The organism is Planktothricoides sp. SR001, from assembly GCF_001276715.1.
In the GTDB taxonomy this organism is placed as follows: Bacteria; Cyanobacteriota; Cyanobacteriia; order Cyanobacteriales; family Laspinemataceae; genus Planktothricoides; species Planktothricoides raciborskii.
Window position 1 is genome coordinate 22,149 of record NZ_LIUQ01000025.1, and the last position, 13,714, is coordinate 35,862.

Genomic DNA, 13,714 nt, shown 5'->3' on the forward strand with positions numbered 1-13,714 from the left:
ATATAATCACATTACAAGACAACAGCCCTATGAATATTAGAAAGCAACTTGCCCAAGAAATTGCTCAAGCCCCCGATGCGCTTGTGGCAGAAATCTTAGATTTTTGCCTATTTGTGAAACAGCGTCATCAAAATCAAGCGATCGCTCAGTCTATCTCTACCGTCCCCGAAAGTAGTGGTATTCTTGATTTATTAAAAAGTGTCAAAGAAATTCAAGCCCAAGTACCCCCTGAAGAGTGGGACAAACTGCCCCATGATGGCTCAATAAACACTGATACCGAAGGATAATACAATTCGGATTATTTCAGCGCGTAAAGCAACTCGTCAGGAGAGAGAAATCTATGAAAATTGAGCAGTTAAAAAAACGCTTAAAAAGAAATCGTGCCATGACTAGCGTGACGATTAATATTCCTGAAGATGTGGTGGAAGACCTCCAGCGGATTGCCCCATTGTTGGGTTTTTCTGATTATCAGCCATTGATTCGCGCTTATATTGGTCAGGGATTGCGTCAAGATTTAGAGCGATTTGAAAGCGAAACAGTCACCGCGTTGATTGCCAGTTTGAAGCGTCGGGGAGTTAGCGAACAAGTAATTGATGAAGCGTTAAAAGATGTTGTTAGCAGATAGATAATTAGGGTGGTCAATAATTGGAATGCGATCGCCCATAAAAATTTAACCGGGGGTAAGTCTGGGTTGCCCAAGCAATTAAGCTATAATATTAATCACTAATTAAATCAGAGGATAACTATGACATCCATAATCACAACCAAATTATATACTTTTGAGGAATATCTCAATTATGATGATGGGAGCGATCGCCGTTATGAATTGGTTGATGGGAGGCTAGAGCTAATGAATCCGCCAACGATTAGACATTTGCTAATTTCCGATATGATTCGCGATATATTTAAAGCTGAAATTTCTCGCATGAATTTACCTTGGCTGTGTTTTAAAGAAACAGGAGTGAGAACTGGGTGGCGGAAGTCTCGGTTAACTGATGTTTGCGTGGTCTTGCAGGAACAGGCGATCGAATTGCTGGATAAATCTGCTGTTTTTCAAACCCCACCTTTGTTAGTAGTAGAAGTGGTCAGTCCCGAATCGGTACAGCGAGATTATCGATATAAGCGATCGGAATATGCGGCAGCGGAAATTCCCGAATATTGGATTGTAGACCCAATTTTAAATCAAGTTTCTGTATTGCGATTGGATGAAGGATTATATGAGGAAACGGTTTTCACGGGAAACCAGGAAATTGTCTCTCAAATTTTCCCAGAGTTAACTTTAACCGTAGAGCAAATTTTGGCAGCCGGAAATATTGGTTAATTTTTCACAAATATCTCCGGCTGTTCTGGGGAATAATATTGAACTACCGCAGAAGTCATTTCTCTGAGTTCTTGGCGTTGGTTTGGGGTAAATAAAATAATTGGAGTGCGATCGCCTCATTGATGCCATTTTGTATCAAACGGCTTAACCGATGATAAAATTGCGATATTCGAGAATAAAACCTAGAATTTAATCACATTAAAAAACCAGCGATCTATGAATATTAGAGATCAACTTGCCCAGTAAATTAAATTGGCAACGGATGAGATTATTTTTGGTGATTATATTGGCAACGGATGGTAAAAAGACATAAAATAATACCATTTATAATTAAAGATGCAAGCATTGCGAGGGGCGCTTTGCAAAGCGCTCAAATTAACCTCGAAATTGTAGCAATAATTTTTGAAATTGGTATAACTTGGTTATTAGTTGTTGGTTGTTTGTTATTGGTTGTGAAAACATTGCAATAACCAACAACAAACAACTAATAACTAACAACAATTAACAACAATATTAAGTAAACATTTCCGAAATCAGCTTGCGATAGCGATCGCTCACCACGGGACGTTTAATTTTCAGGGTTTGAGTCATTAGACCGTTTTCCAGGGAAAATGGCTCAGTAATTAAGCGGAAAACCCCGATCCGGTCATCAGGACGATATCCGGGCCGATTTTTCACTTCGCGATTGAGTTCTTGGCGGAATAATTCCTGCACCACTGGGTTATCTAAGGTGATTTCTGGCTCAGAGTTGCTGGGTGCCTTGGGTGAGAAGGTTTTCACCGTTGACGGCAGACGCAATTGTAAGTTTTGGCTGGCGGCCCATTGTTCTAATGCCTCAAAGTTGGGGACAATTAAGGCGCCGAGATATTTTTGGTCTTGTCCGACTAGCATCATTTGGTCAATATACGGGCTGCGGATACAAGCGTCTTCAATGGGTTGGGGTTCAATGTTTTCCCCATTGGTCAGCACAATGGTATCTTTTGCCCGTCCGGTGAGGACGAGATGACCTTCGGTGGTGATTAAGCCCAAGTCCCCAGTGTCAAACCAGCCTTCGGCGTCAATGGCTTTGCCGGTGGCTTCGGGATTGTTAAAATAGCCTTGCATGACTTGGGGGCCACGGGCTAGGACTAAGCCGCGATCGCCCACGGGTAGCCCTTGTCTGGTTTCAGGATCGACGATTTTGATTTCTGTTTCGGGAATGGGCAGACCGGCAGAACCCCGTAAGTTGCGCCAATAACGACGGGCGGTGAGTACCGGGGATGTTTCCGTTAAACCATAGCCCACCAGCACTTCTAAGCCGACAATTTCAAAAAAGGTTTCTAAGTGCATGGCTAGGGAACCGCCCCCACTGATGACATATTTAAGGTGACCCCCCGTAGCTTCCCGGACTTTTTCATAAACCAGTTTGGTGGCAAGTTTATGGATCGGCCAACAGAGAACCATTTGCAGGGCAGCAAGCGATCGCTCCATTGATGAAGGGTTGTGGGTATCTAAACGTAAACCTTCCCACGTGCGACGGGCTAAAATATAGCGTTCGGAAATACTCAGGAAAGTATTAACGAGTTTTTGCTTATTTTCCGGTTGTTCCCGGAATTGCTTTTGTACTCCTTCGTAAATTGATTCCCATAACCGGGGAACGGCAATCATAAATTTAGGTTGATATTTGGCAAAATCGCGCTTGATGTGGCGAATGCTGGTGTAAACAATGGTGCAACCTTGGGACAGGACAAAATATTCGGCAGCCCGTCCCAGGGAATGCCAAGTGGGTAATATCCCCAAAATGCGATCGCCTGGTTGTGGCTGAATAATGCTGACCAAGGTATTGATTTGATGCAGCAGGTTGCCATGAGTCAGCATCACTCCCTTGGGTTTGCCCGTAGTGCCGGAAGTATAGAGTAAAGTGGCCAACATATCCCGTTTGAGGATCGCGGGTTCTAGGGGGCGATTTTTGCCTTTGGCCATCACTTCATCGTAAGAAAAAACCATTAACGATTCTGGTTGATCGATAATCGCCGTCGGTGGATCTTCATCAGAAAGCAATACGACCCACTGCAAGGGCAGATCGTCTAAGCCAGAGCCCAATTTTTCTAACAGATTCAGGTTTTCGACTACCAGACCATGACTGCCGCTATTTTGCAGGATATACAGCAATTCTTCCCGGTCGGCGTCACTGCCGCGCACCACATCAGCAGCACCGGCATAGATTAACCCTTGGTCGGCGACGATCCATCGGGGGCTGTCGTTGGCAAATAAAGCCACTCGCGGCGGGATCTTGTTGCTAATCGGTGGCAGTCCTAGGGCTTGAATTCCTGCGGCAAATTGTTGAATTTGTGCGACCAGTTCGCTGTAGGTGACTTGCACCGGAGGGGTGGCGTGGGGATCCCAAAGGGCTAAGGTCTTGCCAAAGCGCGATCGCGCCTTTTCCCACACTTCGGGCAGGGATTGGACATTGGCATAATCGCTGGCTGCTTGCACGTAAGCTTGGTCGCGATCGCGGAGTTCTGAAGAAAAAGAAGCATTCATGGACATTTATTTGATCGTAGGTATCTCATAGAGGCTATCTTAGGCGATCTGAATTAGGACTTACTGAAGCAATGGGAGAGGGAGCCACATTTTGGTGGGCTAAAATGCTGGCTCCCAAAGGTGCGATCGCCTTCCTTTAAATTGCTTAAACCAGTTGATCCGGGTCAATGCCCAGTGCTTGTAGGCGATCGCGTAATTTTTGTTTTTGTTCGCGTTCTGCGGCTAAAGCAGCTTCAGCGCGATCAGCCCGTTCTTTTTCTTGTTGTTTCTCCAGTTGTTCTTGCTGGAGATCCGATTCAGCGCGATCGGCCCGGTCTTTTTCCTGTTGAGCAATTTCTCGCTCTTGTTGAGCAATTTCTCGCTCTTGTTGCGCTAACTCAAAGGATAATTTAACTAAATTTCCCGCCTCGTCATAAAAGCGCAACCAAGTCGCCGTCTCCCGTAAGATCGTGCCAGACCAATGACCCAACCATAGTCCTAAACTAGAACACCACAGCCAGCCGCGATCGTCAGGGGCGATCGCTTCATAACGGAAATTTTCGCCTAGTTTCCAACCCTGTAAAGATTCGGGAGCAAAGGGGTCATAGACAAAATAATGCCCCGTTTTAAAAGTTTGCTCGTAGAGCTTTTTCTTATTGCCCAAATCCTCAGCCGCAGTAGAAGGGGACATCAACTCGATAATCACATCGGGATAGCGTCCTTCTTCTTCCCAAACCACCCAACCTTGACGTTCTTTTGTCCCATCCACATTTAAGGTAATAAACACATCAGGGCCTTTAAAATCTCGATTTCGGGCTTGTTTGCTGCTGTAATAAATGAACATATTTCCACCAGCAAAATAATCTTCTCGTCCTTCATAAGCTAGGGTGACAGCTTCAATGAGGGCATTCATGGCGATGCGATGGCGATTACTTTCCAAGGGTTCTCCGTCGTCAAAGATTAAATCAGTAGGGGGAGGTGTTGGAGTCCACTCTTCGGATTCCGCATTGTGGTCTTCGGCGTTCTGGACTTCGGCGTTCTGGACTTCGACATTGTGGACTTCGGCAGTTTGGACAGTTTGAGATTCTTGTTGTTCCAGAGTCAGTTCCACAGGCATGAGTTTCATCTCCAATTTATTAAACTATTGTAGGGCCGAAGCATTTCGGCAGATATTTGTGGGCTAAAATCCGAGATTTAGTACCGAAATGCTTCGCCCTTTAAGCATATTGATGAAAACACCAAATTTATTAGCGAAATGCTTTGCCCTATAAATCGGGTCAAAATTCGGGATTTTGTTGTCGCCACCAACCACGAACGAGGCAAATTTCATCATAGGAATAACTTTCCCCTAAATAATCCCGAATTGGGGTTAAAGCTCGATCGCCTACTACCTGCAATGCTTGACAAATGGCGGCTTGTCGTTCTGGGGGGACAAGTTGATTAATATCAATGGGTTGATTCAGTTCAATTAAATCAGCTAAATGACTGGCAACTGTGCTGGTTTTAATATTTCTAATTGCGGCAATTTCGGCGATAGTTAACCCATTTTGATATAATTGTAATGTATGAATTTGGGTAGCGGTGGGTCTACCCGATACCGTAGTTTTTGGGGATTTTCTGGCGGTATTTTGGGTGTTAATTTGGGTTTGAATATAGGACATAATCACGGAGATAAAGCGATCGCCATATTGGGCGACTTTATACTCGACCACTCCGGGAGTATCTCGCAAAGCGGCTAAGGTTTGGGGCCGCATTTGTGCCATTAAACGCAAAGTGGAATCCGCAAATACCATATAAGGGGGTATCCCTTGTTCATCAGCGATTTGTTTGCGTAAACCCCGTAACATTTCAAATAACGTTTCAAATTCAACTTTTTTATTAGAAGCAGAGGTCAGAACATTGACAGATTTTTTCGGTATGACGATGTGAACTGAACGCTGTTTTCGCAATACTTCCCAACTGGCATCATTTAGTTTTAACACCGGATAGCCATCGGTGGTTTCTGTCACTAACCCTTGATGAATGAGCGATCGCCCTAATAGCTTCCATTCTTCCGCTGTTTTATCCATGCCAATGCCATAAGTGGATAATCGATCGTGACGATTTTGGAGAACTCTTTTTTGCTTAGAACCCCGCAAAACATCAATAATATAAATCATGCCAAAGCGTTCTTGGCACCGCGCCACACAAGAGAGAAACTTTTGGGCTTCAATTGTCCAATCTTCCGTCGGTTGAGGATTGCAGCAATTATCACAATTTAGACAATTTCCCGGATATTTTTCGCCAAAATATCCTTGCAAAATTGTCCGCCGACAGTCGGTGCCTTCGGCATAGTTAATAATTTGGCGAAGCTGTTGACGAGCGATTTTTTGTTCTTCGATATCGTTCTTTTGCTCGATAATAAAATCGATTGTTTTTAAATCACCATAACTAAAAAATAAGATACATTTAGCTTCTTCCCCATCTCGTCCTGCCCGTCCAGATTCTTGATAGTAACCTTCGATATTTTTCGGCAGGTCATAATGCACCACTAAGCGCACATCTGGCTTATTAATTCCCATGCCAAAAGCAATGGTGGCGACAATTACTTGCACGTCATCGCGAATAAACCGGGTTTGATTGTTGGTGCGGTCTTCATCGCGCATTCCGGCATGATAGGGTAAAGCGGCAATCCCGTCTTGTTGTAGTCTAAACCCTAGTTCATCAACTTTTTTGCGACTCAGACAATAGACAATAGAAGAACCTTTACTTTGGCGGATTAGTTGCAGAAGTTCGCCATAGGAATTGTGGCCTTTTTGTCGGACTTCATAGTAAAGATTGGGTCGGTTAAAACTCGCTAGATGAACCAGGACTTGTTTCAGGGCAAGTTGTTGGATAATATCTTGTCGTACCCGGTCGGTGGCGGTGGCAGTGAGCGCCATCATGGGAATATCGGGATAGCGATCGCGCAATAGTTTTAACTGGCGATATTCCGGGCGAAAATCATGCCCCCATTCTGATACACAATGCGCTTCATCAATGGCAAAAGAGTGAATGCCGATTTGATAGTGGAGTAAGTCTAAAAAGGGTAAAAAGCGATCGGATAATAACCGTTCTGGGGCGACATAAAGCAGCTTCACCTTGCCATTGATAATCGCCATTTCCCGCGATCGCATCTCTTGGGGCGATAAAGTGCTGTTGAGAAAAGTCGCCCCAATGCCATTATTCCGCAAAGCTTCCACCTGGTCTTGCATCAAAGCAATTAAGGGTGAAACCACCACCGTCACCCCGCGTTTCAGCAATGCAGGCAGTTGAAAACAGAGGGATTTTCCGCCCCCCGTGGGCATCACAATTAATAAATCCCGATTTTGTAGCGCCGCTTCAATAATTTGCTGCTGTCCGGGGCGAAAAGTATCATAGCCAAAAAAATGTTTTAAGGCTTTGTTCAGTTGCACTTGGGCGGTTGTGGGTGGAGGACTACTCCCTAACATTGTTTGCTTTTGTGGGGTAAACATCTCTCGTTATTTTATGTTGTTAGTCAACTCTTAAGGATCTGATTTGATCAAATTCATATAAAACTTCATAATTTTTTTGTTGTTGGTTGTTGGTTGTTGATTGTTGGTTGTTAGTTATTAGTTATTTGTTATTAAAATAATATTCCCCAGCCACCAACCATGAACAAATAACGAATAACAAATAACCAACAACAAGTATTTTCAGCCAAAAACACGATAAACTAAATAAACTAAGAAAAATACTTACTGATGGAGTTTCTGATGCCAAAAGCAATTTGGAATGGTGCGGTATTAGCAGAAAGCGATCGCTGTGAAGTGGTAGAAGGCAATCAATACTTTCCCCCTGATTCTATTAACCAGGAATACTTTAAACCTAGCAATACTCATACCACTTGTGGTTGGAAAGGTGTAGCTAGTTACTACACCATTGAAGTCGATGGTCAACAAAATAAGGATGCGGCTTGGTATTATCCCACCCCCAAAGAAGCCGCCAAAAACATTGCTGGATATGTGGCATTTTGGCGGGGAGTAAAAGTCGAGATTTAATTACGATTTGCTCTTTATAGCCTTTTTATAGCCTCTTTATCGCATTGCGATATCGCTGCTAGATATCTTGGCGAAAAAACCTCAGCCCTAACCCTTCTCCCGTTCTGGGAGAGGGGCATAAAAAATCATAAAATTATTTGTGTTTTTTTCCTAAATTGCGAAATTTTTCCTAAATTGCGAAATTTTTGCGAAATTTTTGCGAAATTTTTGATGTCTGTAATTTGATGGATTTAAAAGTAGGCCGTTGAGCGACTCGTGACCCGATCGCCTGCCTGCCTATTGTCGGTTATTTTAATAACTCTTAGAATAACTCTTAGAATACAGTAGAATAGAGATAAATCAGTCAAGGTAGGGGAAGAGGATGACCCTGCGAGTTGTATGCGATCGCATCAAACAGAATACTGGCAGGGAATCCTTGATTTCGCTCGTGAATCAATTACTATAATAAGTGAGCCAGAAGCTTAGGCAGATTGACAACGGATAATCGGGCTATTGACTCAGGTAATGTATAAGTATCGATAGGATCAAATACAAGCCATTGGGAGCATCGATTGTCGTAGATGGTTGTTGTACAACCTTGGAGTTATAAGGTGAAGTTTCATGTACTGCGTTAATCCAGCTTGTCCTAATCCGAACAATCCTGACACAACTCGCCGCTGCCAAAGTTGCGGGGCAAACCTTCTACTGCGCGATCGCTACCAAACGATCAAAGCGTTGGGTCAAGGTGGCTTTGGGGCTACGTTTATCGCCCGCGATCGCGCCTTACCCGGTGCCCCTGTCTGTGTGATTAAGCAACTGCGTCCGGCTTCTGAGTCTCCCCGTGTTCTAGAAATGGCGCGGCAGCTTTTTGCCCGAGAAGCCAAAACCCTTGGTCGGGTTGGAGATCATCCCCAAGTTCCCCGACTCCTGGACTATTTTGCCGTCAAAGATCCCGTGATTGGTCAGGAATTTTTCTATTTGGTTCAGGAATATATTGCCGGCAAAAACCTGAAGCAAGAAGTAAAAGCTTCGGGGCTGTTCACTGAGGAGAGGGCTAAAGATTTTCTCCGGCAAATTTTGCCGTTGATTAAATATCTGCACGAGAATGAGGTGATTCACCGCGATATTAAACCGGCGAATATTATCCGTCGTGATATCGATCAACAGTTGGTTTTGATTGATTTTGGGGCGGTGAAAGATGAGGTGAATCAAACCATTATGAGCAACAATACGGGGGAAACCGCTTTTACTTCCTTTGCTATTGGTACACCGGGTTTTGCTCCCCAAGAACAGATGGCTTTGCGTCCGGTTTATGCCAGCGATATCTATGCGATCGGGGCAACTTGTCTTTATTTATTGACGGGTCAATCGCCGAAAAATTTTGGCTACGATCCCCTGACTTGCGAAATTATTTGGCGACCATCCGTGCAGATTAGTGATGGGTTTGCGGAGATTCTGGCAAAAATGCTGGCGGCAGGAGTGCGCGATCGCTATCATAGCGCCGATGAAGTGCTCCAAGCCTTGGATCTGGAGTCTCATAGCCAGGATTTAGCCCAAAGTATGATGACGCGACCGATCGCGCAGACTCAAGTACCGGAAGAAACAACCCAAATCGATACAGAAGACTCTAAATGGTTGCCAGAACATATTCGTCAAGCCCGGGCAATTCGCGATCGCAAAGCCAAAAAAGAAAAAACCATCTTAAAACAAGGTTTAACCATGAATACCGGCATAGATCCCAGAACCGTTGCCCAATCTGGTGGATCTGGAGGTTCTCACGGTGGGACTCACGCGAAAATAACCCCAGATTCTGAAGCCCTCGATGCCCATGGGGTCAGATTAGCTTATACCAAAGGTAAACGAGATTTTATTGAATGCGATTTAGTGGGATTAAATCTGCAAAACAGTATCTTACAAAAAGCTAATTTTTATCACTCCAAATTAGATCGAGTCAATCTTGAAGGTTCAGACTTATTTAATGCGAGTTTTGACCGATCCAGCTTAACTCAAGCCAATTTGCGGAATGCCAACTTAAGCAAAGCTTCTTTTCTTTATGCCAACTTAAGCGGCGCTGATTTACGCGGTGCCGACTTAAGTTATGCCTCTTTCAACTATGCGAACTTGCGAGGAGTCAACCTCTGTGGGGCGAATTTGACTGGGGCGATGATTACCGATCAACAGTTATCTTATGCTCGCACCAATTGGATGACCATTAAACCCAATGGCAAACGCAGCTTTTTTGGCTAAGTTTGATCTTTGTGGCAGCGGATGGGGCAACGGATCGGGCAACGGATGGGATAAGGGATGGGGCAATGGATTGGCAGAATGGTAGGGTGCGTTAGTGGAACGAAGTGGAACGTAACGCACCACCAACGGATGGGCAACGGATGGGGCAACGGATGGGTTTGCGGACAAAAAAACTGGCAAAATAGAAAATAGAAAAAAAGCAATGAATCTTTGTATCCGTGACCCAAACTCAAGCATTCAAAACTATAGAAACGGCTAATCCTTTCTTAACCCTGAACTATGAACCAGCCCTGGAAAAGCTGGGGGATGACTACTACGATCCCGTTCCTGCCGCCGAATTTCCCGTACATATACTGCGTTTTCGCAATGACGACTTACTGCCTACTTTGGGACTCGACCCAAAAGAAGTCACCGATCAAGATTTTATCGAAGCGTTCGGTTATTTTCTGGGCGTCCGACCTTTTTTAGCCCTGCGCTACCACGGCTATCAGTTTGGTGAATATAACCCCAACTTAGGAGATGGTCGGGGTTTTCTTTATGGACAGGTACGCGGAGTGGATGGCGAACTCTACGACCTGGGCACCAAAGGCAGCGGTAAAACCCCTTATTCTCGTACCGCTGATGGTCGCTTAACCCTGAAAGGGGGAGTGCGGGAAGTCCTGGCCGCTGAAGCCTTACAACGCATGGGGGTGCGGACTTCTCGGTGTTTGAGTCTGATTGAAACTGGAGAACAACTCTGGCGTGGGGACGAACCTTCTCCCACCCGGTCTTCGGTGATGATTCGTTTCAGCAAGTCTCATATCCGGTTTGGCACTTTTGAACGATTGCATTATATTAGCCGTCCAGATTTAATTGTCAAGCTATTAAATCATGTGATTTCACAATATTATCCCGCTGTGAGTGGGCGGAAAATCGGGAAAGTTTTGCCACCGATCGCCCCTGATTTGATTCAGAATGGCCTGGAGGAATATAGTCAAGAGCATTATGTCCGTTTTTATGGGGAATTAGTGCAAAGAGTGGCGGAATTAGTGGCGCAATGGATGGCCGCCGGGTTTTGTCATGCGGTTTTAAATACGGATAATATGTCGATTACCGGGGAAAGTTTTGACTATGGCCCTTATGCTTTTATTCCTACCTATAATCCCAAGTTTACAGCGGCTTATTTTGACTATTATGGTCGCTACAGTTACGGCAATCAACCGACAATTTGTTACTGGAATTTACAAAAGTTGCAAGTTCCCTTAAAAGCCGCGATCGCTCCCAATGAGATGGAAGCGGCTTTAGATCGGTTTTATGAGTATTATGAGGCCGCGTACCGAGAACTAATGCTGAAAAAATTGGGTTTTGAAAACGTACCCACAGAAGAAGGTCGCGAATTAGTCAAGTTAACCCTACAAGTTTTAAGCGAATATGAAGTGGGTTATCACGAGTTTTTCTGGCAATTGACTCAACAGTTTTACCCCCAATGGCGTGAAGATATAAGTCTGATTTTTCCAGAGGTAGAAGCTTCCGAAGTTTTGCAACCTTGGCGGCAGTTATATCATCATATGTTGCAGTTTTTATCCGGGGATGAACTGGCAAAAATCGGTGAACGGTTAAGGCGATTTAATCCCCAAACGGTTCTATTACGACCAGAAATTGAAGCGATTTGGGAGGCGATCGCTGTTGAGGATAATTGGCAACCATTCTATGAGTTATTGCAGCGGATTAAAGCTTAGGCTTTGCCCGATTATTGCCGCTGTCAAAAATCTAGGGTGTGTTAGGCTGGCAATTAACTTGAGAAAAAACAATTAACCTCGATTCCAGCCTAGACGCACCATAGACTTGCAATTAACACCGCTTTCAATCAAATATCCAAGATTCGGGGCGCAAGCATTGCGCCCCTACTATTCTATTTTTGATTGTAAACGGTATAATTCCCAAAAAATCTGATTTAAACCAATTTATAATCGATGATAACCCGCGATCGGGCGAAGCATGACCGGATTCAGATTAATATTTTCAGCAATAATTTGTCTGCGGTCATGCTTCGCCCCTACAAAAATTTGTGGTAGATTCAATAGAAAATTGCTGTAAACCAATTTATACCAATTTGACAAAAAATTGTAGGGGCGCAATGCTTGCGCCCTTAATGCTATGAAGCACAATTGAAAGAACTATAATGCTACAATTAAGAACTTAATTTGGGCGCAAGCATTGCGCCCCTACTACTGCATTTTTTATTAACAACGGTATTATAATCGATTATAACCCGCGATCGCGCTCTAAGTCAGCAATCACTTTTTCCCAGTACCATTGCTCTGAATTCCCCGGATATTTGTCTTTGGCTTGCTCAATTAACCGTTCGGCAATTTCCCAATAGCCACCGACTAATAAAAGTAGCCGTTGCTTTTGTTGATTTTTGAAAAGATTCGGGTCTTTTTCCGGGGGAGTTGCTCCTTGAATTTTTTTCTGGCTATCTAGGGCTTTTTGGTAGTTGTCCCAGTCTTCTTTTTCGCAAAAAATTTGGGCGGCAGTTTGATAATCTTGGATGGCTGCTGAGATTTCTTCTAAGCGACTGTGGACGATCGCCCGATTATAATAAGCGTCCCCTTCTTGGGAGTTAATTTTGATCGCTTGGTTATAGTCTTGCATGGCTTGAGCATACTTGCCCGTTTCCCGATAAGCATTGCCTCTAGCAATATAGGCTAAGGTGTCTTGGGGTTCTTTTTCCAGGACTTTATTATAGTCCGCGATCGCGCCTTGATCGTCACCAAATGCGGCTCTAGCTTTGCCTCGATTGCGGTAAATAGTGATATTTTCTGGGGCGAATTTTAAGGCTTGATTGAAATCTGCGATCGCCTCTCGATAATTTTGCCCTTTACAGCGGACAATTCCTCGACAGAGATAAGCTGCGGCATCTTTTGGATCGACTTCAACTGCCCAATTTAACCCCGCTAATGCCCCTTGAACATCGCCATTTTCAGCTTTTTCTAATAATTGAGCATAAAACTGTTTTTCCGATAACATTTGTGGCAACATTACCGGCTTTTTCTGGGGAAAAACCGGCGCAGGTGGTGGAGATTGTAGGTTTTTAATTTGATCGAGACATTGGCGAGCATTTGTCGCGTCTTTCTGCTGAATATACATTTCTGCCGCTTGTTTAAAATTGGCGATCGCTGCCTCCGTATTGCCCATTTTTCGGTAGACTGTTCCCCGCAATTTATAGGCTTTAGAATAATTAGACTTAATCCCAATTGCCCGGTCTATATCCGCCAGCGCTTGCGGCAAATCTCCTGAAGCAATGTGTCCTAAACACCGGGCAAAATAAGCCTCAATATATTCAGAATTGAGGTTTAAGGCTTGGGTATAATCGGCGATCGCCCCTTGAGGGTCTCCTGAGTCAAACTTAGCCAACCCGCGATGATAGTAACCTTGAGTAAAATCTGGATTACTGGCTAATGCTTGGTCAAAACAGGCGATCGCCCCTAAATAGTCTTTATTGCCAGCTTTGGCTAATCCTTGGTTAAAAAAATCTTGATCCATTGTCACTTTGCTATCCCCAAAAAACCACTGCTGAATCCTATTGTAGTCTATCTTTGGATTGGCTCACCAGCTAATACCCAATTATACTCCCAGAATTTTG

The 13,714-nt window shown here is 44.2% G+C and carries 10 protein-coding genes; 6 read left to right on the top strand and 4 right to left on the bottom strand.

What is annotated here, in order from left to right; genetic code table 11:
• The first annotated feature begins 29 nt into the window (after positions 1–29).
• The 3 genes from AM228_RS15615 to AM228_RS15625 all read left to right on the top strand — a co-directional run bounded on the left by AM228_RS15615 (position 30) and on the right by AM228_RS15625 (position 1,321).
• Positions 30–287 (top strand): hypothetical protein, encoded by a 258-nt coding sequence (locus tag AM228_RS15615; protein ID WP_054467026.1) that lies wholly within the window; start codon positions 30–32, stop codon positions 285–287.
• A gap of 53 nt (positions 288–340) precedes the next feature.
• Positions 341–625: a hypothetical protein gene (locus tag AM228_RS15620; RefSeq protein WP_054467027.1), complete on the top strand. Its 285-nt coding sequence runs from the start codon at positions 341–343 to the stop codon at positions 623–625.
• Between the two features lie 120 nt (positions 626–745).
• On the top strand, positions 746–1,321 hold the full coding sequence (locus AM228_RS15625; protein ID WP_054467028.1) for a Uma2 family endonuclease: 576 nt from the start codon (positions 746–748) through the stop codon (positions 1,319–1,321).
• A 513-nt stretch (positions 1,322–1,834) separates the two neighbouring features.
• On the opposite strand, the gene AM228_RS15630 is transcribed toward AM228_RS15625, so the two are convergent.
• The 3 genes from AM228_RS15630 to recQ all read right to left on the bottom strand — a co-directional run bounded on the left by AM228_RS15630 (position 1,835) and on the right by recQ (position 7,293).
• Positions 1,835–3,844, bottom strand: coding sequence for a long-chain fatty acid--CoA ligase (locus tag AM228_RS15630; RefSeq protein ID WP_369817740.1), 2,010 nt, complete (start codon positions 3,842–3,844; stop codon positions 1,835–1,837).
• A 145-nt stretch (positions 3,845–3,989) separates the two neighbouring features.
• Positions 3,990–4,940: a Uma2 family endonuclease gene (locus AM228_RS15635; RefSeq protein ID WP_082348899.1), complete on the bottom strand. Its 951-nt coding sequence runs from the start codon at positions 4,938–4,940 to the stop codon at positions 3,990–3,992.
• 160 nt (positions 4,941–5,100) lie between these two features.
• Entirely contained in the window at positions 5,101–7,293 is a 2,193-nt protein-coding gene (gene recQ, locus AM228_RS15640; RefSeq protein WP_054467075.1) for a DNA helicase RecQ, read from the bottom strand.
• Positions 7,294–7,578: 285 nt separating this feature from the next.
• Here recQ and AM228_RS15645 point away from each other — a divergent pair, with 285 nt between their 5' ends.
• The 3 genes from AM228_RS15645 (at position 7,579) to AM228_RS15655 (ending at position 11,807) form a co-directional block, all read left to right on the top strand.
• Positions 7,579–7,863: a DUF427 domain-containing protein gene (locus AM228_RS15645; RefSeq protein WP_054467076.1), complete on the top strand. Its 285-nt coding sequence runs from the start codon at positions 7,579–7,581 to the stop codon at positions 7,861–7,863.
• A gap of 600 nt (positions 7,864–8,463) precedes the next feature.
• Entirely contained in the window at positions 8,464–10,089 is a 1,626-nt protein-coding gene (locus tag AM228_RS15650) for a serine/threonine-protein kinase (RefSeq protein ID WP_054467030.1), read from the top strand.
• A gap of 218 nt (positions 10,090–10,307) precedes the next feature.
• Complete coding sequence (locus AM228_RS15655) at positions 10,308–11,807, top strand: YdiU family protein (protein WP_082348900.1); 1,500 nt, start codon at positions 10,308–10,310, stop codon at positions 11,805–11,807.
• A 526-nt stretch (positions 11,808–12,333) separates the two neighbouring features.
• Here the strand turns inward: AM228_RS15655 and AM228_RS15660 are convergent.
• Positions 12,334–13,614: a tetratricopeptide repeat protein gene (locus AM228_RS15660; RefSeq protein WP_054467031.1), complete on the bottom strand. Its 1,281-nt coding sequence runs from the start codon at positions 13,612–13,614 to the stop codon at positions 12,334–12,336.
• Positions 13,615–13,714: the final 100 nt, after the last annotated feature.